Annotated in this window: 21 protein-coding genes; 9 read left to right on the top strand and 12 right to left on the bottom strand. The window is 74.2% G+C overall.

The genetic code is table 11. The annotated features are described in order from the left end of the window. Positions 1-1,209, top strand: coding sequence for an MFS transporter (locus ACZ7BZ_RS16045; RefSeq protein ID WP_470358873.1), 1,209 nt, complete (start codon positions 1-3; stop codon positions 1,207-1,209). A 92-nt stretch (positions 1,210-1,301) separates the two neighbouring features. On the opposite strand, the gene ACZ7BZ_RS16040 is transcribed toward ACZ7BZ_RS16045, so the two are convergent. From ACZ7BZ_RS16040 to ACZ7BZ_RS16020, 5 genes are all read right to left on the bottom strand, one after another. After that, the gene (locus ACZ7BZ_RS16040) at positions 1,302-4,733 is read right to left on the bottom strand and encodes an SdrD B-like domain-containing protein (protein ID WP_470358872.1); all 3,432 of its coding nucleotides are present in this window, start codon (positions 4,731-4,733) and stop codon (positions 1,302-1,304) included. 137 nt (positions 4,734-4,870) lie between these two features. Further along, positions 4,871-6,040, bottom strand: a complete 1,170-nt coding sequence (locus ACZ7BZ_RS16035; protein ID WP_470358871.1) for a LacI family DNA-binding transcriptional regulator — start codon at positions 6,038-6,040, stop codon at positions 4,871-4,873. Between the two features lie 44 nt (positions 6,041-6,084). Further along, positions 6,085-6,429: a DUF4229 domain-containing protein gene (locus ACZ7BZ_RS16030; protein WP_465743706.1), complete on the bottom strand. Its 345-nt coding sequence runs from the start codon at positions 6,427-6,429 to the stop codon at positions 6,085-6,087. 101 nt (positions 6,430-6,530) lie between these two features. Beyond that, a complete protein-coding gene (locus ACZ7BZ_RS16025; RefSeq protein ID WP_470358870.1) occupies positions 6,531-7,058 on the bottom strand; it encodes a GNAT family N-acetyltransferase in 528 nt (175 codons plus the stop codon). A 52-nt stretch (positions 7,059-7,110) separates the two neighbouring features. After that, on the bottom strand, positions 7,111-8,439 hold the full coding sequence (locus ACZ7BZ_RS16020; RefSeq protein ID WP_470358869.1) for an MFS transporter: 1,329 nt from the start codon (positions 8,437-8,439) through the stop codon (positions 7,111-7,113). A 205-nt stretch (positions 8,440-8,644) separates the two neighbouring features. Here ACZ7BZ_RS16020 and ACZ7BZ_RS16015 point away from each other — a divergent pair, with 205 nt between their 5' ends. Next, positions 8,645-9,673 carry a GlxA family transcriptional regulator gene (locus ACZ7BZ_RS16015; RefSeq protein WP_470358868.1) on the top strand — a complete coding sequence of 343 codons (1,029 nt, stop codon included), beginning with the start codon at positions 8,645-8,647 and terminating at the stop codon, positions 9,671-9,673. Between the two features lie 470 nt (positions 9,674-10,143). On the opposite strand, the gene ACZ7BZ_RS16010 is transcribed toward ACZ7BZ_RS16015, so the two are convergent. Continuing rightward, a complete protein-coding gene (locus ACZ7BZ_RS16010) occupies positions 10,144-10,617 on the bottom strand; it encodes an ATP-binding protein (protein WP_380455176.1) in 474 nt (157 codons plus the stop codon). Positions 10,618-11,269: 652 nt separating this feature from the next. On the opposite strand from ACZ7BZ_RS16010, the gene ACZ7BZ_RS16005 reads away from it, so the two are divergent. Beyond that, complete coding sequence (locus ACZ7BZ_RS16005) at positions 11,270-11,848, top strand: sigma-70 family RNA polymerase sigma factor (protein ID WP_470358867.1); 579 nt, start codon at positions 11,270-11,272, stop codon at positions 11,846-11,848. A 37-nt stretch (positions 11,849-11,885) separates the two neighbouring features. Beyond that, positions 11,886-13,073, top strand: a complete 1,188-nt coding sequence (locus ACZ7BZ_RS16000; RefSeq protein WP_470358866.1) for a zf-HC2 domain-containing protein — start codon at positions 11,886-11,888, stop codon at positions 13,071-13,073. A gap of 51 nt (positions 13,074-13,124) precedes the next feature. Here ACZ7BZ_RS16000 and purU read toward each other — a convergent pair whose 3' ends face one another. Beyond that, positions 13,125-13,991 (bottom strand): formyltetrahydrofolate deformylase, encoded by an 867-nt coding sequence (gene purU, locus ACZ7BZ_RS15995; RefSeq protein WP_380455182.1) that lies wholly within the window; start codon positions 13,989-13,991, stop codon positions 13,125-13,127. Between the two features lie 128 nt (positions 13,992-14,119). Further along, positions 14,120-14,554, bottom strand: a complete 435-nt coding sequence (locus tag ACZ7BZ_RS15990) for an SCO4402 family protein (protein ID WP_380455184.1) — start codon at positions 14,552-14,554, stop codon at positions 14,120-14,122. 257 nt (positions 14,555-14,811) lie between these two features. Between ACZ7BZ_RS15990 and ACZ7BZ_RS15985 the strand changes: the two genes are divergently transcribed. Next, a complete protein-coding gene (locus ACZ7BZ_RS15985) occupies positions 14,812-16,113 on the top strand; it encodes an ABC transporter substrate-binding protein (RefSeq protein WP_470358864.1) in 1,302 nt (433 codons plus the stop codon). Positions 16,114-16,184: 71 nt separating this feature from the next. On the opposite strand, the gene ACZ7BZ_RS15980 is transcribed toward ACZ7BZ_RS15985, so the two are convergent. Then, on the bottom strand, positions 16,185-17,351 hold the full coding sequence (locus ACZ7BZ_RS15980; RefSeq protein WP_470358863.1) for a hypothetical protein: 1,167 nt from the start codon (positions 17,349-17,351) through the stop codon (positions 16,185-16,187). Between the two features lie 172 nt (positions 17,352-17,523). Beyond that, positions 17,524-18,900 (bottom strand): transcriptional regulator, encoded by a 1,377-nt coding sequence (locus ACZ7BZ_RS15975; protein ID WP_470358862.1) that lies wholly within the window; start codon positions 18,898-18,900, stop codon positions 17,524-17,526. Between the two features lie 305 nt (positions 18,901-19,205). Here ACZ7BZ_RS15975 and ACZ7BZ_RS15970 point away from each other — a divergent pair, with 305 nt between their 5' ends. Further along, a complete protein-coding gene (locus ACZ7BZ_RS15970; RefSeq protein ID WP_470358861.1) occupies positions 19,206-19,910 on the top strand; it encodes a bifunctional DNA primase/polymerase in 705 nt (234 codons plus the stop codon). Between the two features lie 487 nt (positions 19,911-20,397). Here the strand turns inward: ACZ7BZ_RS15970 and ACZ7BZ_RS15965 are convergent, their stop codons facing one another. Then, positions 20,398-21,096, bottom strand: coding sequence for a metal-dependent transcriptional regulator (locus ACZ7BZ_RS15965; protein WP_380455193.1), 699 nt, complete (start codon positions 21,094-21,096; stop codon positions 20,398-20,400). 221 nt (positions 21,097-21,317) lie between these two features. Between ACZ7BZ_RS15965 and ACZ7BZ_RS15960 the strand changes: the two genes are divergently transcribed. From ACZ7BZ_RS15960 to ACZ7BZ_RS15950, 3 genes are all read left to right on the top strand, one after another. Beyond that, a complete protein-coding gene (locus ACZ7BZ_RS15960) occupies positions 21,318-22,082 on the top strand; it encodes an SIS domain-containing protein (protein ID WP_470358860.1) in 765 nt (254 codons plus the stop codon). 203 nt (positions 22,083-22,285) lie between these two features. Then, on the top strand, positions 22,286-23,215 hold the full coding sequence (locus tag ACZ7BZ_RS15955; RefSeq protein ID WP_470358859.1) for a DUF4231 domain-containing protein: 930 nt from the start codon (positions 22,286-22,288) through the stop codon (positions 23,213-23,215). A gap of 21 nt (positions 23,216-23,236) precedes the next feature. Further along, complete coding sequence (locus ACZ7BZ_RS15950; RefSeq protein WP_470358972.1) at positions 23,237-24,091, top strand: alpha/beta fold hydrolase; 855 nt, start codon at positions 23,237-23,239, stop codon at positions 24,089-24,091. Here ACZ7BZ_RS15950 and ACZ7BZ_RS15945 read toward each other — a convergent pair. Continuing rightward, positions 24,088-25,080 (bottom strand): 2-hydroxyacid dehydrogenase, encoded by a 993-nt coding sequence (locus ACZ7BZ_RS15945; RefSeq protein ID WP_470358858.1) that lies wholly within the window; start codon positions 25,078-25,080, stop codon positions 24,088-24,090. The genes ACZ7BZ_RS15950 and ACZ7BZ_RS15945 overlap by 4 nt on opposite strands. Between the last annotated feature and the right edge of the window lie 6 nt (positions 25,081-25,086).

Here is a 25,086-nt window from a genome sequence, read left to right as displayed (position 1 = left end):
ATGGGCTACCTCGCCCTGCTCCGCGCCCCGCACGTCACCCGACTCCTGCTCGGCACCCTGCTCGGCCGCCTGCCCGCCGGCATGACCGCCCTGGTGATCGCCCTCGCCCTGCGCGAGGCCGGCGTCCCCTACGGCCGGATCGGCCTGGCCACCTCCGTCTACGCGCTCGCCGCCGCCGTCGGCGGCCCGGTGCTCGGCCGGATCGTCGACCGCACCGGCCAGCCGCGCGTCCTGGTCGCCTCCGCCGTGGTGGCCGGCGGCGGGTACGCCCTGCTCGCCCTCGCCCCCGGTTCCGCGCTCGCCGCCCCCCTGGGCGCCGCCGTCGCCGGCCTGGCGATGCCCCCGCTGGAACCCTGCCTGCGCTCGCTCTGGCCTGACGTGGTCGACGAGGACCAGCTCGACACCGCGTACGCCTTCGACTCCGCCTCCCAGCAGATCCTCTACGTCGCCGGACCGCTGGCCGTCGCCGGCATCGCCGGACTCTTCAGCCCGGTCGCCGCGCTCTGGGTGGCTGCCGGACTCGGCCTGGTCGGTGCGCTGGTCGTGGCCACTGCGGAGCCCGCCCGGACCTGGCGCGCCCCCGCCCGCGAGCAGTCCGCCGGACTCCTCGGCCCGCTGCGTTCCCCCGGCCTGGTGCTGCTGCTGATCGGACTGGCCGGGGCCGGCTGGGCGGTAGGCGCCCAGAACGTGCTGTTCATCGCCTACGCCGAACAGCACTCCGGCACGCTGCCCGGCGGCGGGGGCACCCTGCTGGCGCTGGCCGCGCTCGGCGGACTGCTCGGCGCGCTGGCCTACGGCATGGTCGAGTGGCGGCAGAGCACCGCGACCCGCACCTGGATGATGGCCCTCGCGATGGCCGCCTCCTACCTGCCGCTGGTCACGCTGCCCGGCCCGTACCCGATGGCCGCGCTGGCCTTCCTCTCCGGCATCCTGCTCGCCCCGCTGCTGGCCGCCGCCTTCGTCCTGGTCGCCGAACTGGCCCCGACCGGGACGGTCACCGAGGCCTTCGCCTGGCTGGTCACCCTGTTCGCCACCGGCAACTCGCTCGGCTACGCCGTCTCCGGCCACCTCGCCGAGGGCTCGCTGCGCTCGGTCGCGGTCTGCGCGGCGGGCGGGATCGCGCTCGGCGCACTGGTGCTGTTCGGCGCCCGGCGCTGGTTCCGCGGCGCACCGGTCGCGCCGCTCGCCGAACCCGTCCCGGTGGGCTGACCGCCCACCCCCACAGACGACTGCGCCCGCCGGGGTCTGGCCGGCGGGCGCAGTCATGTCCTTCCACTCATCCGGAGCGATCGCCGGAGCGATCAGCTGTGGCGGCCTCGACGACCCCAGGCGATCACGGTGAACAGCACACCGCTGCCCAGCACACCGGTCGCCAGCAGCACCGGCACCAGCCCGGACCCACCGGTGCCGGGCAGCTCACCGCCCCCGTGGCTCCGGGACGGCGACGGGCTGTGCGTCGGACTGTGCGACGGGCTGTGCGACGGGCTGTGCGACGGGCTCGGCGAGGGCGACCCGGACGACGTCGGGGACGGCGACGACGTGGGCGAGGGCGAAATCGTCGGAGACGGCGACGAGGTCGGAGAAGGGGACGACGTCGGCGAGGGGGACGACGTCGGCGAAGGGGACGACGTCGGCGAAGGGGACGACGTCGGCGAAGGGGACGACGTCGGCGAAGGGGAGGAGGTCGGCGAAGGGGACGACGTCGGCGAAGGCGAAGGCGAAGGCGAAGGCGAAGGCGAAGGCGACCCCGCCAGCACCAGCCCCATGTCCAGGTTCAGGTCCCGCTGCCCGCCCGACAGCCGCACCGTCTGGGTGGTCCCCGTGACGGGGTCGGCGTCCGAGTCCAGCGCCGGGTCCGTCCCGGCATGCTGCACGGTGACCTTGGCCCCGGACGGAATGGTCGTCAGGTCGAAGCGCACCGCGTACTCCCCGTCCGGCAGCTTGTCGAACAGGTAGTGCCCGGAGGCGTCGGTGACCGTCGTGACCGGCTTGCCCATCTTGTCGCGGACCGGCTGCCCGGCGCCGTCCAGAAGTTCGACCCGGACGCCCGGTACGCCGGCCTCGCCGGGCTGCTGGATGCCGCTGCCGTCGCGGTCGGCCCAGACGAGGTCGCCGAGCGCGTTGTTCGGCGGGACGGGCGCCTGGACGCCGACGCCGACCTTGGCGGGTTCGGCGGGCAGCAGCGGGCTGCCGCTGGAGTCGGTGGCGGTGTAGGCGAAGCTGTTCCAGGCGAAGTCGGCGTTGCCGGCGTCCACCGAGGCGACCATCGGCCAGGTCAGGGTGAAGAGGGCGCCGGGCGCCAGGGTGCCGGGCCGGCGGACCCGGAACCAGGTGGTGGTGCCGGGGCCGGGGAAGGTGCCGCTCCACTGGGCGTTGGCGTCGCACGGGCCGGGCACCGTGATCGCTCCGGAGACGCACGGGGTGGGCGAGGTGGTGTACTCGATCACCACGGTCGGGTCGCTGGAGGTCAGCGGCTGGGTGAGCGAGGGCGTCCAGGCGGAGCCGCGCTGGATGTCGGGCCGCAGCACGTAGGAGTCACCCGGGGTGGGCAGCTTGTCGTACGCGATGAACTCGGTGACCGGGTCGGGCGAGTCGTTGCGGACGGTCAGCCGGTAGGAGATGCCGCCGCCGGGGGTGGTGGTGCCGGTGGTGGCGTAGTCCTTGTCGAGGTCGCCCTTGACCTCCTTGAAGGACCGCAGCACGGCCGGGACCTGCACCTCGACCTGCGAGGAGGCGTGGCACATGGTCTCGGTGGTGTTGCCGTCGCCGTTGAGGTCGAGGGTGTCCGGCACGCCGCTGTCGGTGCCGAAGTAGGAGCAGCGGACGGGGGCGGTGGCGCCCTCGGTGGTGACGTACACGTCGTTGGTGAGGGTGCCGGGCTGGGCGCTGCCGGCGACCTGGGCGTCGATCAGGGTGCGGTACGCCTTGCCGTCGTTCTGGTACATCATGTCGGGCGCACCGGCCGGCCAGGTCATCTTGAGCAGCTGGCGGCCGTCGGGGCCGGGCAGCACCTGGACGGACCGGGGGGCGACGGAGTCCGGGTAGGCGGGGTTGCGGCGGGCGCTGCCGTCGACGTAGACCAGGCCGGGCGGCAGCAGGTCGTAGAGGACGAGCGGGGTGTCGAGGGTGCGGCCGGTGCGGTTGTACGGGACCACCTCGAACGTGGCGGTACCGCCGGGGGCGAGGACCGCGCCGGCGGTGGTGGTCTTGGCGGCGCCGAGGTTGACGGCGGCGGTGACGGTGGTGTCGGCACAGGCGGCGGCCGCGGAGGTGTCGCCGGCCGCGTCGGTGCCGGTGACGTCCACGCAGTTGTGCAGCGGGGTGGGCGCCGGGCGGCCGTCGTGGCCGGGGGTGACCACCTGGGCATGGACCTGGACGGCGTCGCCGGGGCTCCAGCCGGTCGGGATGGGGCCGTTCCACTCGAAGCGCAGCCCGTCCAGCCAGCGGCCCGCCGGGATGCCGATCACGTCGTAGTCGGGGTTGCCGGCGCCGGTGGCGAAGGTGATCCAGCCGGGCCTGGAGCCGTTGAACGGGTTGGTGGGGGTGAAGGTCTGCCAGGTCGGGTCGCCGTTCAGCCGGTACTGCAGGGTGAGGACGATGCTGGTGGGGGTCCACGTCGACCACTGGACGGCCTGGGGGATCAGCCAGTCGTAGAGGCCGGGGGTGGTACCCGAGCCGGGGTCGGTCATCACCAGGCTGGTGGCGGGCCCGGCGGCGTTGCCGGGACGAATCCCGAAGGAGGCGATGTCACCGGAGACGACCTGGTCCCGCCAGGCCTTGGAGGCGGTGACCTGGATGCCCGTGGCGGGCGGCTGGAAGGTCGGGGTCTGCGCGGTGTCGGTGGACAGGTCGCGCATCGGCTCGGGGCCGAGCGGGTCGCCCTGCAGGACCACCGAGTTGGTGGAGGTGGTGCCGCTGGGGAAGGGCGGGTCGGGGTAGTTGACGACCAGCACGCCGGGGATGCGGCAGCCGGCCTGGCCGTTGCCGGCCCGGAACTCTCCGATGTCGTAGATCCAGCGGTCCGGGTCTGCCGGGTCCTGGGCCCAGCCGGGCGAGCGCCCGGTGTCGACGACCGCGCCCGGCGGCAGGGTGTCGACCAGCCGGGCGGCGTCCAGGTCGACGTTGGGGACGCCGGCGGTGGAGCAGGCACTGAACTGGTAGGTGACCGAGCGGCCGTCCTGGCTGCTGGTCTGGACGCCCTTGGTGACCTTGTAGTCGGGCTGGACGTGCGCGGTGGTGGAGGCGGAGCCGGTCTCCGGGGGCTCGCCGTCGGCGGTCAGGGTGGCCGAGTTGACGGTCCGGGTGTTGTTCGGGGTGGTGAAGTTCGGGAACTTGAGCACGACCTTGACGGTCGCGGTGGTCCCGGGGGTGAGGGTGAGCAGCTTGATGTCGAGGGCGCCGGCGACGGTGCCCGCGGCCGGGACGGTGGAGCCGGCCACGTCGACGGTGCTGGCGTCCGGGACCCAGCCGACGAACTCCATCCCGGCGGGCAGTGAGTCGGTGATGTGCCCGCTGGTGCAGTCACTCACCGAGCAGGTGTAGCGCAGGGTGTAGGTGACGTTCTCGCCGGGCACCACGGTGGCCTTGTCGACCGTCTTGGTGAAGGTGACGGCCGCCTCGGCGGGCGGGGCGGTGATGGTTCCGGTGAGCAGGGTGCCCGCGAACAGGCCGAAGGCGGTGGCCAGTCGGGCAGCTCTGGACAGGCGTGGGGATCGTGGTCGGGGCGTCCGCATAGGCGGAATCTCACCGTCCGATTAAACGTCCGAGGCCACGGCGCGAGAGGAAAAGATCCGGATTCACCTGATCGGATTAGTACTAACGGGCACGCCGTCGGACACCGGCCCGCCGGGGCCAGCTCGCCGAAGGCCCGTCAGTCCGAGCTCGGAGCCGGGTCCGAAGCAGAGGCAGGGGCTGAGGCAGGCACAGGGGCCGTCGAGGAGCGCCGCACCAGCGAGGTGGCCAGCGGCGCGAGCGGCTCCACTGGCTCCCCGCGCAGCAGTCCGGCGAGCGCGGCCGCCCCTGCCCGACCCAGGTCCTCACCGGGCAGGTCGACGGTGGTCAGCGGTGGGGCGAGCAGCCCGGAGACCGCGATGTTGTCCATGCCGACCACCGACAGGTCCTCCGGCACCCGCAACCCCCGCTCGGCGGCGGCCTGGTAGACGCCGGAGGCGACCACGTCGTCGTCGCAGATCACCGCCCGCGGACGGTCCGCCCGCTCCAGCAGCTCTCCCGCCACGATTCTCGCGGCCGCATAGCCCTCGTTCAGGCTCACGCCCAACTCCACGACCTCCAGACCGAGTTCGCGGACGGCCTGCTCGAAGGCGGCCTGCCGGACCCGGAAGGTGTAGGCGGCGTGGGTGGAGCGCAGGTGCCCGATCCGGCGGTGCCCGAGGGCGGCCAGGTGCTCGACGGCCGCCCGCATCCCGCCGGCCACGTCGAGTTCGACGGTCGGGCGGGCCCGGTCGGTGCCGGGGTCGGCGTCCAGGAAGACGGCGGGGGTGTCCGGCGGCAGCTCACCCAGCTGGCTGTCGTCCGGGGAGCAGATCAGCAGGCCGTCGAAGCGGCCCGCGGTGGCGGCCTCGGCGAGGGTGGCGCTGCCCCAGCCGGAGCTGACCACGACCGCCAGCCCGTGCCGGCCGGCCTCGTGGTGGACGCCCTCCAGCACCCGGCCGAAGAACGGGCCCTGGAGGTTCGGCACGGCCAGCATGATCATCCCGCTGCGGCCCAGCCGCAGCTGCCGGCCGGCCGCCTGCGGGCGGTAGCCGAGGCTGCGGGCCGCCTCGCGGACCCGCTCCCTGGTCGCCTCGGAGACCCGGCGGCCCGCCTCGGCCCCGGAGAACACCAGCGAGACGGTGGCCTGGGAGACCCCGGCGAGCCGGGCCACGTCCCGCCCGGTGGGCCGGCGCACGGGGGTCGGCCACGTCCCGGCGGGCCGCTCGGCCCCGGCGCCGGTCCCGGTCCCGGTCCCGGCCTCGACGCCGGCTCCGGCTCCGGAGTCGACGTCCGGGCCGGGGTGCGGCTCAGCGGGCTCAGCGGGCACGGCGGGCTCAGCGGGCTCAGCGGGCACGCGGGTTGCGCCCGGGATCAGTTCTGCCGGGAGGCGGCCGCGCGGACGGCGTCGTCCACGGCGTCCTCCTCGGCGTTCTGCGCGGCGATCCGCTCGGCGGTACGGTTGCGCATCCCGGCGACCTTGCTGTTGATCTGGGAGGACATCTCGTCGCGCTGCTTGCTCAGCAGCACGTAGCTGAGCGGCGCTGAGGCGATCGCGGCCAGCAGGACCAGGAAGATCACCCCGGCCTCACCGCTCACCGGGATGATCCCGAAGTGCCCGAGCAGCAGGGCCACCAGCAGGCAGCCGAGGAAGATGCTGGCCCGCATGGAGGTGTAGCGGAGCGTGGCGTGCGACTTCTGCGGGCCGTTGCTGCTCACTGGGACACATCCTTCTGGTCGAGCCGGGGCGGGTCTTCCAGTCAAGCATGCCTGACACCCGGCGCGGGCCAGGGGGCACCGGTCACCTCTCCGGGGCGGGATCAGCGCAGGTCGAGCCACATGGTGATGTCGTCGCGGTCGTCCCCGGGGGCGACCCGGATCGCGGCCGGCACCCGGCCGACCTCGCGGTAGCCGCAGCGCTCGTAGAAGCGCTCCAGGCCCAGGCCGCCGCGGGCGGTGAGCCGCAGTGACTCCAGGCCCCAGGCTCGGGCCACCCGCTCGGCCTCGGCGAGCAGTTCGGCTCCGTACCCGAGGCCCTGGAAGTCGGGGTGCACCATGACCCGCTTGAGCAGCCTCCAGTGCTCCATCGGCTCGAACCGCATCGACGCGAAGAACAGCACCCCGGCCAGCCGACCGGTCGCGCCGTCGTGCGCGACCAGCAGCCGGTCGGGGCCGTCCGGGGCGAGCCCGGCGAACTGCTCGTCGGCGGTGTCCCAGACCTCGTCCTCGGTGACCGGGGCCACGAAGCCGACCGCGCCGCCGGCGTTGGTCACGTCCGTCCAGAGCCGCACCACGGCGCTGCGCAGGTCGGGGTCGGGCTTGGGGTCGAGGGTGAAGGTGAGCGCCATGAAGCGGAGCCTAACCCTCCGATCGGACACCGCCCCGAGAACACCGGGAGCCTCAGGACAGGGCGGGCACCACCCGGTCCGTCGGCCGTCCGGTGCGCAGCGCCAGGCAGAGACCGACCGCGACCGCGCACAGCGCGCCGGCGCCGTACCAGGTGAGGTCGTAGTTGCCGAGCGCGTCGCGGGCCAGGCCGGCCAGCCCGGCGACCACGGCGGCGCCGATCTGGTGGGCGGCGAGCACCCAGCCGAAGACGATCGGGGCGTCGTCGCCGAAGTGCCGGCGGCACAGGGCGACGGTCGGCGGCACGGTGGCCACCCAGTCCAGGCCGTAGAAGATGACGAAGGCGAGGATCGGCGGCTGCAGCGAACCGGCCAGCAGCTGGGGCAGCAGGAGCAGGGAGAGGCCGCGCAGCCCGTAGTAGACGGTGAGCAGCAGCCGGGAGTCGACCCGGTCGGTGAGCCAGCCGCTGAACACGGTGCCGACCACGTCGAACAGGCCGATCAGGGCGAGCAGGCTCGCGGCGGTGGTGACGGGCATGCCGTGGTCGTGCGCGGCCGGGATGAAGTGGGTGCCGACCAGGCCGGCGGTGGTGGCGCCGCAGATCGCGAAGGAGCTCGCCAGCAGCCAGAACGACCGGGTGCGGGCGGCGTCGCGCAGCACCCGCAGGGTGCGGGCCAGGGCGCGGGCGTCCCGCACCGGCGCGGGCGGGGCCTCGGTGGCGCCGTACGGGAGCAGGCCGAGGTCGGCGGGGCGCTCGCGCATCAGCAGCAGGACGGGCACCGCGACGGCGCTGGCGGCGAGCGAGACCACCACCACGGCCGAGCGCCAGCCGTGCTGTTCGACCAGCCAGGCGCCGACCGGCAGGAAGACCAGGTTCCCGGCGGCGCCGGCGGCGGTGAGCACCCCGGTGACCAGGCCCTGGCGGGCCTGGAACCAGCGGCCGGTGATGGTGGTGGCGAACGCTCCGGCCATCGAGCCGCTGCCGAGGCCGACCAGCACGCCCCAGCAGAGGACCAGCTGCCAGGGCTGGCGCATCAGCATGGTGAGGCCGGCGCCGACCGAGATGGTGAGCAGCGCGCAGACCACCACCAGGCGCACGCCGAAGCGGTCCATCAGGGCGGCGGCGAAGGGGGCGGTGAGGCCGTAGAGGGTGAGGTTGACGGAGGTGGCGCTGGAGATCGTCGCGAGCGACCAGCCGAACTCGTTGTGCAGGGCGTCCATCATCAGGCTGGGCGTGGAGCGGAAGCCGGCCGATCCGAGCAGGACGAGCAGGGCGACGGCGGCCACCACCCAGGCGTAGTGCACCCGGGGGCGCCGGCCGGGGCCGGGTATCGAGGTGGTGGGGGGCGTCGTGGAGGCGGCGAGGGCACTGCGTTCGGTCACATGGACGAGTCTCCCGAGCGGGCGCGGTCCGGACGAGTGGCCCGAATGACAGCTTTCGCAAGAATCGGGCCACGCCCGGCGCGTACCCTGGCCCGGACCCGCCCCACGGGGAACCACCGGGGGAACCACCGGGGGAACCACCGGGGGAACCACCGGGAGCCGCTGGGGAACCACCGGGGATGGATCGGGAACGGGAAGGAACGGCATGGCGCACCTGGTCGCGGTACTCGCCCTGGAGGGCGTGATCGCCTTCGAACTCGGCATCCCCGCAAGGATCTTCGGCAACGCCCGGGACGACGCCGGCCGCCCGCTCTACCGGGTGGCCACCTGCACTCTGGACGGCGGGCCGGTCGCCACCAGCGCCGACTTCCGGATCACCGTCGACCACGGGCCCGAACTGCTGGAGCGGGCCGACACGGTGGTGGTCCCGGCCTCCCACGACGCCACCCCGGACGACGTGGACGCCGCCTTCACCCCCGAACTGGCCGCCGCACTGGGGCGGATCCGGCCCGGCGCCCGGCTGATGTCGATCTGCACCGGCTCCTTCCTGCTGGCCTCGGCCGGCCTGCTGGACGGCCGCCCGGCCACCACCCACTGGCGCTACACCGAGCGCTTCGCCCGGGCGTTCCCGAAGGTCCTGCTGGATCCGGACGTGCTCTACACCGACGACGGCGACGTCCTCACCTCCGGCGGGGTGGCCGCCGGGGTGGACCTGTGCCTGCACGTGGTGCGCCGCGACCACGGCAGCGCGGTGGCCAACGCGGTGGCCCGCAACTGCCTGGTGCCGCCGTGGCGCGACGGCGGCCAGAAGCAGTACGTGGAGGCGCCTAGCCCGGTGGACTCCGGCGGCTCCGGCACCGCCGCCGTACGCGCCTGGGCGCTGGAGCACCTGGACGGGCCGCTGCCGCTGAGCCGGCTCGCCGACCGGGCGGGGATGAGCGTACGGACCTTCACCCGGCGCTTCCGCGAGGAGACCGGGGCCAGCCCCGGCCGGTGGATCACCACCCAGCGCACCGAGCGGGCCCGGCAGTTGCTGGAGCGCACCGACCTGAGCATCGACCAGGTCGCCCGGGAGTCCGGTTTCGGAACGGCCGCCTCGCTGCGGCTGCAGCTGCGCGACCGGCTGGACGTGGCACCGTCCACCTACCGTCGCACCTTCCGGACCACCCCGGCGCAGGCCGGCCCCCAGGAGCGGAACCCGGCCCGGTCCCGCGTCCTGGCCGAAGCCGAGTAGAGCCAAGTGAAGCCGAGTGAGGCCGAGTGAGGCCGAGTGAGGCCGAGTGAGGCCGAGTGAAGGCAGGTGACGGCAGGCAAGGCCGAGTGAATCCCGGGAAAGGGCGGGCCGCCGGCCGGAATCCGCCTCACCGGGGCCAGCGCACCGGACGGCGGCCGACCGCGTACGCGCCGAGCGCAACGTGGCGGGCCGCCGTCCGAGCGCGGCGCACGGGCCCTGAACCCGCGCCACGGCCTCCGCACTCGCCGAGGAGTGGGCCGCGCCCGGCAGTCCACGATCCCCCCTGCTGACGCGATCCCCCTGGACAGCAGCACCGTGGCGGCGGACGGACGTCCCCTCGGCGTCCCCTCGCAACGGGAGCCGCACCCAAGCGTGATCAGTCGGATACGTCACGTCAATGGGTAGTCCGAAATTCGGAATGATTGCGTCAGCTTTCGGCCGGTGATCGACACCGGCCGTGCCGGAAGCCGTTATTGCGCCAGAGCCGCCCAGTCCATCCCGGCCAGGGGATCCGCCGGGCGGGCCTCGGCGCCGATCTCGCACCAGACCCGCTTGCCCGAGCCGTCCGGGTACCAGCCCCAGCGCTCGCAGAGCAGCTCGACCAGCTCCAGGCCGCGCCCGTTGGTGGCGTCCTCGTCCGCGCCGGCGTGCCGGGGGGCCGGGGCGGCCTGGCTGGCGTCGGCCACCTCGACCCGCAGCGGGCCGGGCGGACCGGCCGGCGCCGCACCCTCGGCCACCGGCAGACAGAGTCTCAGCACGGCCGGACAGCCGGTGTGCACCACGGCGTTGGTGACCAGCTCCGAGACCACCAGCACCACCGTCTCGGCCATCGGCGCGTCCGGGTCCACCCCGTGGTTCAGCAGCCGCGAGCGCACCCACCGGCGGGCCCGGCCGACCTCGGCGGGGTCCGCCTGCACCGCAAGCTGTACCTGAAGAACCTGCACCGCTCCACCACCCGCACTCGCAGTTCGGCCAACGTCCCGATCGGGCCGGATCAGCCGGCCGGCGGGGCCCTCGCACTTCGCCCGGTGCCACCCGGCTCGCCCGGGCGTTCGCCGACCCGTTCGCCCGCGCCACTCGCCCGCGTCAACTCGTCGGTCGCGCACCGGCCACGACACGAATACGCCTCAGGATGGGTGGGCGGACGGACCGCAGCAAGCGCTTCGGGCATATTCCGGCGATCGGGGGACAGGGCAGTGCATACTGTCCCGCTCACTCTCACGAGCCTCGCACCGGTACTCGTCCGGCCCGGGCCGACGCCGGTCCCGCAGGGCGTGTCGGACACGCCCTGGGCGGGAACCTACCGCCGGACACCCCCGTCGCCCCGCCCGCCACTCGCGAACCACCCGTGCGACATATGTCCAGCGGTTCTCGAACAGCGCCATCGGCGGACCCTCCCACCACGGGAGGAGCCGCTCCGGTGCCGACCTGCCGTCCGCCGACCTCCCGTCCGCCGACCCGCCGTCCGCCGACCCGGCGCCACGGATCCGAACCACGAGGCGGGGTTCCGTTCTTGGCGGATTCCCCTCCGCCGCCGACCGGCCAGGGGATACCGTTGGGTAACGCCAACGAGCCGGGCAGGAGGGTTGGTTCTCGATGGCCACCCCGGACCGGATCCCGCGTTGGGACGAGCAGTTGCAGCGCCGCCTCGCCCGCGGCGAGGAGACCGCGCTCGGCGAACTCTACGACCGGCTCGCCCCGATGGTGCACGGCCTGGCCGGGCGGATACTCGCCGACCAGGCGGCCGCCGCCCAGCTCACCCGGGAGGTCTTCGCCCACGTCTGGGAGCACCCGGAGGACTTCGACCCCGCCCAGGGCTCGCTGCGCTCCTGGCTCGGCTCGCTCACCCACCGCCGCGCGGTCGAACGGCTGCGGGCCCGGCGCGCCACCGGACCGGACGCGGGCCGCGGCACCGGCGCGGGCGAGGAGGAGATCCGCGCCGTGGCCACCGCCGCGCGGATGCAGTACGTGGTCGACTCCCTGCCCCAACCCCTGCGTGAGACCATCGCGGTGACGTACTACGACGGTCGCACCTACCAGGAGACGGCCCGGCTGCTCGGCATCAGCGAGCAGGCCGCCAAGCAGCGGATGCGGCTCGGACTGGAGCTGCTGGCCACCGAACTGGCCGACGAACGCGCCCGCCAGGAGCACACCGACGGGGACGGGGGCAGGTGAGCGTGCGCGAGCGAATCGTCGAGAGGTGCGCGGGCGGATGAGCGAGGAGCGGCACGACGCCCTGCGCTCGCTGCTCGGCGCGTGGTCCCTCGGTGCCTGCCCGCCGCGCGAGGCCGCCGAGTTGGAGCAGCACCTGCGAGACTGTCCGGAGTGTGCCGAGGAGGCGGCCCGGCTGCGCGAGGCGGCGGGCTGGCTCTCCCTGGACGAGCCGCTGGACCAGCCGGGTTCGCTGCGCCGGCAGGTGCTGGACTGGTGCCTTGCCCGCCGCCCGGCGGAACTGCCCGTCCCCGCCTGGGGGATGCCGTACACCGCGGAGACCGCCAAGCTCGACGCGCTGCTGCGCGACCTCGGTCCGGAGGAGTGGCAGGAGGTGGCCGAACTGCCGTGGTACGGCGGCACCGAGCGGCTGCACCCGGCCGAGGTGCTGGGCCGGCTGACCGCCGTGGACGGCTTCCTGGCGCTCGCCCTCGGTCTGCCCGACCCGGTGCCGGCCGCCGCTGTGGCCGGCACCGGGCCGGCCGCGGAGCGGCGGGTGCCGCCGCAGGAGGCCTTCGTCCCGGCGCCGCGGGTGCCACGGGTGCCGCCGCAGGGCGGACCGTACGCGGCGGTCGGCGCGCGCACCGCCCGGCTGCTCGCCGACCAGGCCGGTCTGCCGCCGCAGTCGGTGCGGGCGCGCTGGCGCCAGCAGACCCACGACCTGGTGCGCAGCGCCGCGCTGGCCCCGCAGGGCAGTACCCCGGTCGACCTCGGCTTCGCGGTGCTGCCGCTGCGCGACGCCTTCGTGGACCGCGCCCTGGAGTGCTTCGTGCACGGCGAGGACGTGGCCCGCGCCGTCGCCTACCCGTACGCCCCGCCGTCGCCGCAGCACCTGCGGCAGATGGTGGAGCTGGTGGTGCGGCTGCTGCCGCGGGCGCTGGCCGGGCTGCGCGCGGGGCACCCGGAGCCCGCCGGGGTGCCGGACGCGCCCGTGGCCGCCCCGGGCGGCCGGCGGCTGCGGCTGGTGGTGGACGGTCCGGCGGCCGGCGAGTGGCTGGTGCCGCTGGACGGCGGGCCGGCGGGGGCTCCCGGCGGGGAGCCGGTGGCCTCGATGGTGCTGGACGGCCTGGAGCTGTGCCAGTTGGCGGCCGCGCACCGCGACCCGGACCGGCTGCCGGTGGGCGAGCACGGTGACCGCGCCGCGGTGCGCGAGGTGCTGCACGCGCTGCCGCTGCTCTCCCGGCGCTGACGGCCGCGCGGCTTCCGCCGCAACGCAACGGCCGCGGCCGGACCGCGGGCCTCAGCCGAAGACGACCGTCCGGGTGCCGTCGAGCAGCACCCGGTGCTCGCTGTGCCACTTGACCGCGCGGGCCAGCGCCTGGCACTCGACGTCCCGGCCGAGCGCGACCAGCTGGTCCGGGCTGACGTCGTGGGTGACCCGGGCCACCTCCTGCTCGATGATCGGGCCCTCGTCGAGGTCGGCGGTGACGTAGTGCGCGGTGGCTCCGATCAGCTTCACGCCGCGGGCGTGCGCCTGGTGGTAGGGCTTGGCGCCCTTGAAGCTCGGCAGGAAGGAGTGGTGGATGTTGATCACGCGGCCGGACAGCTCGGTGCACAGCCGGTCGGAGAGCACCTGCATGTAGCGGGCCAGCACGACCAGTTCGACGTTCTCCTTCTCGACCAGGTCGAGCAGCTGCCGCTCGGCGTCGGCCTTGGTGTCCCGGGTGACCGGGATGTGGTGGAAGGGGACGCCGTAGCTCTCGGTGAGGTCCCGCAGGTCGGTGTGGTTGGAGACCACCGCGGCGATCTCCACCGGCAGGGCGCCGATCCTGGTGCGGTAGAGCAGGTCGTTCAGGCAGTGCCCGAACTTGCTGACCATGAGGACGATCCGCATCCGCTGCTCGGTCGGGTGGATCTGCCAGTCCATCCCGAAGGAGGCGCCGATCGCGGCGAAGCTGGCCCGCAGCTTGTCGGCGGTGACCGGCTCGGGGGCGGAGAAGTGCACCCGCATGAAGAACAGTCCGGTGTCCCCGTCGCCGAACTGCTGGCTGTCGATGATGTTGCAGCCGGTCATGAAGAGGTAGCTGGAGACAGCGTGGACGATGCCCTGCTTGTCGGGGCAGGACAGCGTGAGGACGTACTGGGCGCTGGCCGGCTGCTGTTCCACTGCGGGTATCCCGTTCTGAGCTCGTACGAATGCGTCACGCGCGTGCGTGAATGGTCCAGCGTGTCACATCGTGGACGGTCGCCGCCCCGCTGCCCGTACTGCGGGACGGCGCCGACCGGCGGGCGGCCTCAGACCTGGGTCAGGATGCGCAGCACGTCCAGCGACCTGGGGGTGGCGTCCGGGTCGTCCCCGTCGCCGGTGGCCAGGGCGACGTGGGCCTCGCGGGCGGCCCGGACGGTCTCCGGCCAGCCGGGGTGGCCGAGGTAGGCGGAGGCCGGGGCGTCGGCGCCGACCTCGTGCAGCAGCTGCACCGCGCGCAGCACCGCGACGTCGACCAGGGCGGCCTCGGCGGAGTCGCGGAACATGGTGCCCACGTACTTCTCGGCGGACCAGCGGTCCAGCCAGGTGTCCTCCACGAGCCGGTAGACGGCGTCGGTGACGTCCCCGTAGCCCTCCCGGCCGGTCAGCCAGGCCTCGTGCTGGAAACCGGGGTCGGACAGCATGTGCAGCGCCGAGCGCAGTCGGGCTCGCCAGCGCCACCAGGGCAGGTCGTTGAGCGGCATGCCGCCCATCGTGCTGGAGCGGTGGCCCGGACGAGAAGGGTTTCGGGCGGACCGGTGCGAAGAATCTGTGCTGGCGGACATGGTGAACGATCGTACGTTCCCCGTCTGTTCGTGCTCCACTCACGATCTACACGCGTACCGACCCGGATTTCGGCGGCCGTTTGCCGGGCGTTCGCATTTCTGCCCTCTCGGCTTGCGGCGCCGGGGCTTGGCTTGTTCCCCGGTGCGCCGGATGGCGCCCCAGAGAGGGAAGACCGATGACCAGCCGAAGGGACTCCTCCCGGGCCCGGCCCACGATCAGCGGACGCCGCCCGCGGCGCCCGATCGCCGCCGCGGTGACCGCCGCGGTGCTGTTCCCCACCCTCTTCTCGGCCTCCGCGTGCGGCGGACCGGCCGATGCCTCCACCAACGCCGACGACCTGACCGTGATGACCTGGTCGCCGTCCGGCACCGGCTCCGCGGACCGCCCCGGCATGACCGCGCTCGCCGAGTCGATCGGCCGCGACGTCAACGTCAAGGGCGGGCTGAGCGGTCACCGGCTGCACGTGATCACGTGCAACGAGCACAACACCGCGGACGGCGCCAAGGCCTGCGCCCAGCAGGCGGTGGACGCCAAAGCGGTCGCCGTGCTCGGCTCCTACAGCCAGTGGGGCGACGCCTTCATGCCGGTGCTGGAGCGCGCCGGCATCCCGCTGATCGGCGGGTACGGCCTGTCCCAGCCCGAGTTCTCCAGCCCACTGTCCTACCCGGTGGACGGCGGCATGCCCGCGCTGATCGCCGGCAGCGGCCGCCAGTTGGTCGACGCCGGCTGCAAGGCCGTCTCGCTGATCCGCCCGGACACCCCGGCCGGCGACAACCTGCTCGGCTACCTGGGCAACGCGCTCAAGCCGGCCGGGATCAAGCTGCTGGACGTCAAGGCGCCCGAGCAGTCCTCGGACTACGGCCAGGTGGTCCGCAAGGCGATCGGCAAGGACGAGCCGGGCAACTGCGTCACCAGCGCCCTGGCCGCCGAGCCGACGGGCAACCTGCTGGACGCCTACCGGCGGCAGAACGCGAAGAACACCCGGATCGCCTCGGTGATCGGCAGCGTCCAGCAGTCGGTTGTCGACTCCACCGGTGGCGACTCCGGCCCGCTGGCCGGCGCGTTCGTCACCAGCTGGTACCCGCCGGAGTCGGCCAAGACCTGGGACGCGCTGCGCGCGGTGGTGCGCTCCCAGGCCACCGACGGGCACAGCATCGACGTCGCCGACCCGGGCGTGGAGACCACCTGGGTCGCCTACGAGGTGTTCCGGGTGGTCACCGAGAAGCTGGCGGCGGCCGGCAAGCCGGTCAGCGCGAAGACCATCGCCGCCCTGCTGGACAGCGGTGAGGGCATCGACGTCGGGCTCACCCCTCCGCTGAACTGGGGCACCACCAACATGCTGCCGAGCACCGAGTCCCCGCGGCTGGTGAACACCTGGGTCACCTACCAGGTGGTCAGGACCGGCCGGATGACGCTGCAGCAGCCGGGCTTCGTGGACGTCCGCTGGGTGCTCACCGGGGCCCGTTCCCCGGGCTGACCGGGCACGGCACCGAGGGCGGGCCCGGCGCGGGCCCGCCCTTCCGCACTGCTAGAGGCCGTTCCGCACTGCTAGAGGTCGCCGTCGCTGCGGCTGGGCAGCCCGGTCTGGGTGGCGATCGCGTTCCACAGGGTGGAGGCCTGCTTCTTGGCGGTGGTCGCCGTGCCGCTGGCCTGCACCGCGTTCTTGTAGTGCTGGTTGCCGGTGTCCGGCTTCTTCGGGTCGCAGGAGGCCTGGGCGTCGGTCGCCCAGGCCGCGTACTCGTCATCGGCCTGGGCCGAGGCAGTCCAGGCGGCGTTGAGCTGCTCGACCAGCTGCTGGGCGCCGGGCAGCTTGTCGGTCTTCAGCTGGCCGAGCTTGGTCTGCAGCTCGCGCCGCTTGCCGGCCGCGCCGGACAGCGCCTGCTGCGAGTCGGGCAGCTTGTCGCACTTCTGCACCGAGGCGACCGCGGAGACCACCGCGCTGCGGCTGTCGCTGGCGGTGCCCAGCAGGTCGGACAGCGGCTGGGCCTGGGCCTTGACCTCCGGGTCGGCCGCCGCGCCGGAGCCGCTCGCGCTCGCCCCGCCGGGGGCGCTGCTGCCGGTGGCGGCGACCGGGGCGGTCTTCTGGTCGGACTTGGTGGTGGTGTCGTCGCCGTTCATCAGCACGGCGACCAGCACGCCGGCCACCGCGAAGCCGGCCACCACGCCGCCGATGACCAGCTTGTTGGACGAACGGCCGCCGCGGCCCGAGCGGCCCGCCTGGGTGGCGTCCCGCTCCGGCCCGTAGCCGTCCTGCTGCCCGTAGCCGTCCTGCTGTGGGTAGCCGTCCTGGGCGTAACCGCCCTGCTGGGGGTACCCGTGGCCCGGGTACCCCGGCTGCTGCTGCGGCACGGCCTGCGGGTAGCCCTGGTGTCCCTGGTAGCCGGGCTGGGGCGCGGGGTAGCCGCCCTGCGGGTCGCCGGCCGGGTACGGCGGCAGGTGCTGGGTCTCCGGGGCGGCCTCGGCCTGCGGCGGGACGCCGTAACCGGGCTGCGGCGCGGCGCCCCACGGGGGCTGCTGGGCGGGCGGGGCCTGGGTCGGCAGCGCGTGCGCGCCCTCGCCCAGGTACTCGGGCTGCCCGGACGGCTGGCCCACCGGCGGCACGGCCGTGGGGCCCTGCGGCTGGCCCGGCTGGCCCTGGGGCTGGCCGGGCTCGGGGCGGAACAGGTCGTCCAGGTTGAAGTCACCCGAGTTGGGATACGAGCGGCGCTGACTCAACGCGATTCCTCACCTGTGCAGGACCGCGCACTGGCGGCGGACCACATCTCGTCGGTTCTTGGGAGCATCACAGTTCCTTGGACGTCGCGCCCACGCTACCGGTTCGCCTCACCGGGTGACCACGTGGGCGTGACAATCCCACACGCTCCCTGCACAGACGATCGGACGGTCCTCAGGCCGCCTCCGCGTCCGCCCTGGCGTGGAACTCTCGCACCACCCGCTGTTCGCGGTAGGGCTCCAGCCGGCGCCGGAACTCGTCCAGGTACTCCACGCCCCGGTTGGAACGCAGCCCGCTCAGCAGCCGCACCGCCTGGGTGCCCGTCTCGCAGGCGCGTTCCAGGTCGCGCTGCTGGAGTTGGGCGGTGGCGAGCAGCACCAGGTCCACCGCGCGGCGGCGGACCCGGGTCGGCGGGTGGAGGTCGAGCGCCCGGCGGGCGTAGTGCTCGGCCGGCCCGGCCTGTTCCAGGTCCCGGTGGCAGTGGGCGAGTTCGTCGGCGAGGTAGGCGTCGTCGAAGTGGACGATCCAGTCCGGGTCGTCCTCCGGGCGGCGCTTCTCCATCATCTCCAGCGCCTTGGCCGACACCGCCTCGCAGGAGCGGGCGTCGCCGAGCAGGGCGTGGCCGCGGGCCTCGGCGGCGTAGAACATCGCCATCGCCGTCGGGGTGGCCACCGTCCGGGCGCCCTCCTGGGCGGCGCGAGCGAGTTGCGCGATCTCCCGCGGGTTGCCGAGGGTGGCCGCCAGGTGGCTCATCGAGGCGGCCAGCACATAGCCGCCGTAGCCGCGGTCGTCGGCGGCCTGGGCGAGCCGCAGGGCCTGGATGTAGTAGCGCTGGGCGAGCCCGGGCTGCCCGGTGTCCACCGCCATGTAGCCGGCCAGTTCGGTCAACCGAGCCACCGCGGCGAACAGTTGGCGGCCGGTCTCCTCCCGGTAGGCGCCGCCGAGCAGGCCGGAGACCACCGAGTTGAGGTAGTGCACCACGACCGGGCGGACGTGACCGCTGCCGAAGCGGTGGTCCAGGTCGACCAGCATCGCGGTGGTCGCCTTGATCGCGGCCACGTCGGTGGGGCCGACCCGGGGGCCGCCGGCGCGGGCCACCACCGGGTCGGGCGGGGTGATCAGCCAGTCCCGGCTGGGCTCCACCAGCGCGGAGGCGGCGACCGTCGCACCGGTCAGGAAGTCCCGCCGGCCGACGTCACTGCGCCACAGCTCGCACACCTGCTCCAGGGCCGCGTTCAGGGTCGGCGCGAACTGCAGCCCGATGCCGGAGCTGAGGTTCTTGCCGTCGGCCATGCCGATCTCCTCGACCGACACGCTGCGGCCGAGCTTGCGCCCGAGCGCCTCGGCGATCACGGCCGGCGCCTGCCCGCGCGGCTGCTGCCCGCGCAGCCAGCGGGCGACGGAGGTCTTGTCGTAGCGCAGGTCCAGTCCGTGCTCCGCGCCGCACAGGTTGACCCTGCGGGCCAGACCGGCGTTGGAGCAGCTGGCCTCCTGGATCAGTTGCTGCAGGCGCTCGTTGGGCTGTCGTGCGACGAGTGGTCTCGCGGCCATTGGGCTTCGCCTCCCCACACCCTCCGGTCCCGGCCGGCGGGCGACGATGTGCTGATCTGTTGCCGACTGTCCGACCGTCCAAGGAATCTGACCCCAGGTTAGCGATCAGCAACGCCAGCGGGATACCCACGGTGACGAACCGCACCCCCCGCGCGCCCTGGGGAATGCTTCCGTGCGCCCCCGCTGCGCCCGCCTCCGCCCGCCCCAACTCGCTTGAGTCACCGGTTCGGGTGACATTGCCGGGATGCGGCCGACCGGGGCCCGCCGGGCCGTAACCAGCCTCACACACGGTAGTTGAGCAGCCCGTGGAAGACATCCCCGACGCCCCCGGCCAGGACAAGAACGCCGGCCTGCCCCCGCTGCTGATCGAAGCCGTCGGCTACGCCGAGAACCGCCACTGGGAGGTGGCCCCGGGCGCCTGGCTGATCGACGGCGACGGCCCCGCCCGCTGCTCCTGCGGCGACCAGCGCTGCACCCAGCCGGGCGCCCACCCGCTGGACGCGGACTGGGCCCGCAAGGCGAGCGCCGGGCCCGGTGCGGTGCGGCGCTGGTGGACGGAGCGGCCCAAGGCCTCGATCCTGCTGCCCACCGGCCGGTCCTTCGACGTCCTGGACGTGCCGGAGACGGCCGGGTGCCTCGCGCTGGCCCGGATGGAGCGGATGGACCTCCAGCTCGGGCCGGTCGTGGTGCTGCCCACCTCGCCCGGCCGGGTGGGGCGGCGGCTGCACTTCCTGGTGCTGCCCGGGGTCGCGGCCAAGCTGCCGGAGATGCTCCGCAAGCTCGGCTGGCCGCCCGGGCGGCTGGACCTGGTCGCCCGCGGCGAGGGGGACTGGACGGTCGCCCCGCCGTCCCGGATCGGCTCCACCGGCTACGCCCAGTGGGCCCGCTCCCCCTCCGAGTCCAACCGCTGGCTGCCGGACGCCGCCGAGCTGATCAGCCCGCTCGCGTACGCCTGCGGCCGCGAGGCGCCCGCGCAGCCCGTCCCGGCCGCCCAGCCGGCGGGCGTCTGACCGGACCACGCCCCGCCGCGGGCCCGAGGTCCGGTCCGGGCCGAAGCCTGCCGCCCTGCGCCGATCGGGTGAGGGTGCGCACCGCGCGACACAACGCGCGCGAGTGACGGGCCTTGTCTCCCACCGGAGACGAGGCCCGTCATACGCATGTGCGGATAAGGCCTCGGTCTACCCGCTGGTCAACCGGGAAAGCCCCCCGTACGAGTGACTGCGCTCAAGGATTGCCAAGATCGACCGAGGGGAGGAATGGCGGTGTGGGGGTCGCCGGAAGGGTCGCTCGGACGGGGAAGCCGGGCGAGGCGATGGAGGGGAGCGGGAGGGACAGGAGGGGCCGGGGAGGACGAGAAGGGCCCGCTGCACGGGGAGCAGCGGGCCCTGATCGTCGGTACGGAGCGGGCGGCCCCGGCCGACCGGGGTCGGGCGACGAGGCGGGGCACCAGGTCAGGCGGTGGGGTCAGGCGGTGGGCTGAGGCGGTGGGGCGGTGACTCAGGCCTGGGCGACGAAGACGTGCTGGGCGATGTCCTTGCCCAGCTCCGCCGCGTTCTCCCCGGTGCCGACCAGCACACCGCCGACGCCGGCGCCCATGGTCACCTTCACCGTGGAGCCCGGCCGGATGCCGGCCCGGCGCAGGGTGCTCATCAGCGCGCTGTCGGTCTGGATCGGCTCGCCGATCCGGCGGACCACCACGTCGGCCCCGGCCTCGCCCGGCTTGACGGAGTCCAGCGGGACGAGCGCGGCGTCGAAGCCCTCGCCCTCCGCCTTGGTGTCGCCCAGCTCGTCCAGGCCCGGGATCGGGTTGCCGTACGGGGACTGGGTCGGGTGGCCGAGCATGGCGAGCACCTTGCGCTCGACCGTCTCGCTCATCACGTGCTCCCAGCGGCAGGCCTCCTCGTGCACCTGCTCCCACTCCAGGCCGATCACGTCGACCAGCAGGCACTCGGCGATGCGGTGCTTGCGCATGACGCGCACCGCGAGCCGGCGGCCCTCCTCGGTGAGTTCGAGGTGGCGGTCCCCGGCGACCTGGAGCAGCCCGTCGCGCTCCATCCGGCCGACCGTCTGGCTGACCGTGGGTCCGCTCTGCTCCAGCCGCTCCGCGATCCGGGCACGCATCGGGACGATGCCCTCTTCCTCCAGCTCCAGGATGGTGCGAAGGTACATCTCTGTGGTGTCGATCAGCCCAGACATCGCCGCTGGCTCCGTTCTTCGGTGTCCTCACCGCCAATTCTGACGTACCGCACCGACAACCGGGCCCGCCCCGGGGTTTCCGGGACCGGTTTTCGTTCCTGTTGACAGCGGTGCCGCCGGGGCGCGACCGTGCTCGCCGTAGCTTTCTCCACTGGCGGTCCGGGCCATCCCGGCCGCCCCACCCGGCCGGCGCCCCCACCGGCAGAGAGCGAAGGCACCCGATGAACGACCTGGTCGGCAGGTACTTCGACGCCGCGATCGCCCACCTGAACCGGGTCCGCGAGGAGGAGTCCGACACCATCGAGGCGGCGGCGGCCCTACTGGCCGAGGCGGTCTCCGAGGGGCGGCGGGTGTTCGCCTTCGGCGCCGGGCACTCCTCGCTGCCGGCCCAGGACGTGGTCTACCGGGCCGGCGGACTGGTCCCGATGAACCTGCTGAACGTGCCCGGGATGGCCGGGGTGACGATGATGCCCGCGCCGCTGTCCAGCGCGCTGGAGCGGGTCTCCGGGCTCGCCACCGCGACCCTGGACCTGACCCCGGCGACCAGCGGGGACCTGCTCTTCCTCATCTCGCTGTCCGGCCGCCAGGTGATGCCGGTCGAGCTGGCCCGGTACGCCCGGGACCGCGGCCTGAAGGTGATCGGGGTGACCTCGCTGGCCTACCCCGGCGAGGTGCCCTCGGCCCACCCCTCCGGCACCTACCTGAAGGACCACTGCGACGTGGTGCTGGACAGCAAGGTCGCGGTCGGCGACGGCGAGCTGAGCCACCCGGGCGCCGAGACCTCCTTCGGCCCGGTCTCCACCATCGTCACCAGCGCGCTGATGCAGGCCGTGGTCGCCTCGGCGGTCGGCCGGCTGGCCGACCGGGCGGCCGCCGGGGACGCGCCCGCGCCGCCGCTGTTCCGCTCCGGCAACGTGCCGGGGGGCACCGAGTGGAACGCCGAGCAGATGGCCGAGAACGCCGAGCGCATCCTCTACACCTACTGATAGCGGCAGGACCGACGGATCCCGATCGGCCCGCCTCCCCTGCACGCCCGCTGACGGCGAGTGCCGGTGCGACTACGGGGCGTACCGGACAATCCAGCGGGCCTTCCCGGCCATTGCGGACCGCTCCGGCCACCGCCAGGCGTACCGGGAAGCCGCCCGGGGCAGGAGAGCCGAGGGACCTGAGCGACGGGTGGGGGCCGAGCATGGCGTCTGGTGCGGGACCGACCGGGTGGGTGCGCGAACAGGAGCTGCTGCCCGAGTTCTTCTGGGCCGCCGACGCGGCCTCGCTGCGCGGCCAGCGCCGCGCGGTGCTGCTCTCCGCCGGGGAGCTCGCCCTGCTGCTGCTCGCCGCCGCGACCGGCTCGGCCGACGGCGAGCCGTGGGCCTGGTCGGCCGCCGCCGCGTACCTGGGCGCGGTGGGGTTGGCGGTGGTGATCGGCCGGCAGAACCCGCAGGGCCTCTGGTACGAGGGCCGGGCGGCCGCCGAGTCGGTGAAGACACTGGCCTGGAAGTTCGCCGTCCGGGCGGACGCCTACCGACCGCCGCCGCGCAGCCTGCCGGACGCCGAGGGGCTGTACCGCTTCCAGCTCACCAGGGTGCTGGGCGCCTTCCGGGACAGCCCGGTGCCCGTGCCGGCGAGCGGGGTCGAGGTCACCGAGGCGATGCGCGACCTGCGCGGCCAGCCGCTGGCGGTGCGCCGCGAGGTGTACCTGAACGAGCGGATCCGGGTGCAGCACGACTGGTACCGCCGCAAGGCCCGCTACTGCGCCCGCGCCGGGTACTGGACCGGCGTGCTGGGAGTGCTGCTGCCGGCGCTGGGTCTGGCGCTGGCGGTGCTGCGGGCGCTCGGCGCGTTCACCTACGACGCGCTGGGCACGGTCTCGGCGGTGGCCGCCTCGGTCACCGCCTGGGCGCAGCTGCGCCAGTACCGCCCGCTGGCCGCCGCGTACGCGCTGGCGGCCGAGGAGTTGGAGCTGATCCGCCTCCAACTCGCCCGGCTGGACCTGGAGTCGGTGGACGCCGAGGAGCTCTGGGCCCGGCTGGCCCGGGACGCCGAGGACGCGGTGTCCCGCGAGCACACCACCTGGCAGGCCCGCCGGGAGGTGCGCACCACCACCGACCCGGAGTACTAGGAGGAACGCGTGGCGTTACGGATGGTCAAAACGGCGGACGGCCGCGCCCTCGCCGTCGAGTCCCTCGGCGACCCGCGCGGCCGTCCGGTGTTCCTGCTGCACGGCATGCCGGGCAGCAGGGTGGGGCCGCACCCGCGCAGCACCGTGCTGTACCGGCTGGGGGTGCGGCTGATCTCCTACGACCGGCCCGGCTACGGCGACTCGACCCGGCTGTTCGGCCGCCGGGTCGCCCACGCGGCGGCCGATGTGCGCACCATCGCCGACGAGTTGGGGCTGGACGGCTTCGCGGTGCTGGGCCGTTCCGGCGGCGGCCCGCACGCGCTGGCCTGCGCGGCGCTGCTGCCGGAGCGGGTCAGCCGGGTGGCGGTGCTGGTGGGGCTGGCCCCGCGCGCCGCGACCGGCCTGGACTGGTACGCGGGGATGACCCCGTCCAACGTCCGCGCCTACCGGGAGGCGGAGCGCGGGCACGGCCGGATCGCGGACGCGATGGAGTTCCGCTCCCGGCAGATCAAGGACGACCCGGTCCGGCTGCTGAACGGGCTGCGCACCGAACTCTCCCCCGCCGACCGGGAGGTGGTGGCGGACAGCGGGCTGCGCCGGATGCTGCAGAGCAACTACCGGGAGGCGTTCCGGCACGGCGCGGACGGCTGGATCGACGACGTGCTGGCCTTCACCGCGGAGTGGGGCTTCGAGGTCGGGTCGATCGGGGTGCCGACCTGGCTGTGGCACGGCGCGGACGACCAGTTCTCGCCGGTCGACCACTCCCGCTGGCTGGCCGACCACATCCCGGGCTCCGAGCTCTTCCTGGAGCCCGGCGCGGCGCACTTCGGGGCGTTCCGGGTGATGACCACGGCCCTGGCCTGGGCGGCGGGTTAACTCCGGATCGGGGTCAACGGCCCGGAACCGTCCAGCACCGCCAGGATGTTGTCCACCGCGAGGTCGCCCATCGCCTGCCGGGTGCGCACGGTGGCGCTGCCCAGGTGCGGAACGAGCACCGCGCGCTCCTGGGCGAGCAGCGCGGACGGGACGGCGGGCTCGTGCTCGAAGTTGTCCACGGCGGCGGCGAACAGCGCGCCGGACTCCAGGGCGGCGGCCAGCGCCTCCTCGTCCACCACGCCGGCCGTCATGCTGACCACCACCGCCCCGGGCGGCAGCATGGCCAGCCGGCGGGCGTCCAGCAGGTGCCGGGTCTCCTCGGTGCAGGGGCAGGTGACGACCAGCACGGTGGAGGTGGCGAGCAGGTCCTCCAGCGGCTTCCACCCGGCGCCGGCGGCCTGCTCGGGCGGCAGCTCGCGGCGGTTGTGGTAGCTGACCGGCATGTCGAAGGCGGCGGCCCGGCGTGCCACCGACTGCCCGATCCGGCCCATGCCGAGCACGCCGAGCGGGGTGCCGGCCAGTTCCAGGCCGAGCAGGAAGTTCGGGCTCCAGGTCCAGGGCGTGCCGGAGCGCAGCAGGCGCTCGCCCTCGCCGAGCCGGCGGGTGGCGGCCAGCAGCAGGGCCCAGGCGGTCTCGGCGGTGGCGTTGGTGAGCACCCCGGGGGTGTTGGTGACGACCACACCGCGTTCGGCGCAGGCCGCGAGGTCGACGTTGTGGTAGCCGACGGCGTGGTTGGCGACGATCTCCAGCTGCGGGCCGGCGGCGTCCAGGAACTCGGCGTCCACCCGGTCGTTGAGGGTGGTGAGCACGGCCCGGCGACCGCGGACGGCGTCGAGCAGTTCGGCCCGGTCCAGCTCCCGGTCGGTCTCGCCGCAGGTGACGGCGTACCGGTCGGTGAGCCGTTCCAGGACGCCGGGCGCGGGGTGCCGGGTGACCAGGACCGGGGGCGGGGTGGTCGGGTCCGTGGCCCGCTCGCTGCTCTCGCTCATGGCTCG

The sequence above is a fragment of the Kitasatospora sp. NPDC036934 genome (assembly GCF_055608425.1).
Note: the sequence above shows the minus strand (reverse complement) of the source record. Positions and strands in the feature narration are given on the sequence as shown.

What these genes read in the sequence shown, in the direction of transcription:
- ACZ7BZ_RS15950 (WP_470358972.1), top strand. Translation starts at nt 23,237, where the DNA reads ATGGTCAAAACGGCGGACGGCCGCGCCCTCGCCGTCGAGTCCCTCGGC.
- ACZ7BZ_RS15965 (WP_380455193.1), bottom strand. Translation starts at nt 21,096, where the DNA reads ATGTCTGGGCTGATCGACACCACAGAGATGTACCTTCGCACCATCCTG.
- ACZ7BZ_RS15990 (WP_380455184.1), bottom strand. Translation starts at nt 14,554, where the DNA reads ATGCCGCTCAACGACCTGCCCTGGTGGCGCTGGCGAGCCCGACTGCGC.
- ACZ7BZ_RS16040 (WP_470358872.1), bottom strand. Translation starts at nt 4,733, where the DNA reads ATGCGGACGCCCCGACCACGATCCCCACGCCTGTCCAGAGCTGCCCGA.
- ACZ7BZ_RS16015 (WP_470358868.1), top strand. Translation starts at nt 8,645, where the DNA reads ATGGCGCACCTGGTCGCGGTACTCGCCCTGGAGGGCGTGATCGCCTTC.
- ACZ7BZ_RS15960 (WP_470358860.1), top strand. Translation starts at nt 21,318, where the DNA reads ATGAACGACCTGGTCGGCAGGTACTTCGACGCCGCGATCGCCCACCTG.
- ACZ7BZ_RS15955 (WP_470358859.1), top strand. Translation starts at nt 22,286, where the DNA reads ATGGCGTCTGGTGCGGGACCGACCGGGTGGGTGCGCGAACAGGAGCTG.
- ACZ7BZ_RS15985 (WP_470358864.1), top strand. Translation starts at nt 14,812, where the DNA reads ATGACCAGCCGAAGGGACTCCTCCCGGGCCCGGCCCACGATCAGCGGA.
- ACZ7BZ_RS16005 (WP_470358867.1), top strand. Translation starts at nt 11,270, where the DNA reads ATGGCCACCCCGGACCGGATCCCGCGTTGGGACGAGCAGTTGCAGCGC.
- ACZ7BZ_RS16045 (WP_470358873.1), top strand. Translation starts at nt 1, where the DNA reads ATGGGCTACCTCGCCCTGCTCCGCGCCCCGCACGTCACCCGACTCCTG.
- ACZ7BZ_RS16025 (WP_470358870.1), bottom strand. Translation starts at nt 7,058, where the DNA reads ATGGCGCTCACCTTCACCCTCGACCCCAAGCCCGACCCCGACCTGCGC.
- ACZ7BZ_RS15945 (WP_470358858.1), bottom strand. Translation starts at nt 25,080, where the DNA reads ATGAGCGAGAGCAGCGAGCGGGCCACGGACCCGACCACCCCGCCCCCG.
- ACZ7BZ_RS15975 (WP_470358862.1), bottom strand. Translation starts at nt 18,900, where the DNA reads ATGGCCGCGAGACCACTCGTCGCACGACAGCCCAACGAGCGCCTGCAG.
- ACZ7BZ_RS16000 (WP_470358866.1), top strand. Translation starts at nt 11,886, where the DNA reads ATGAGCGAGGAGCGGCACGACGCCCTGCGCTCGCTGCTCGGCGCGTGG.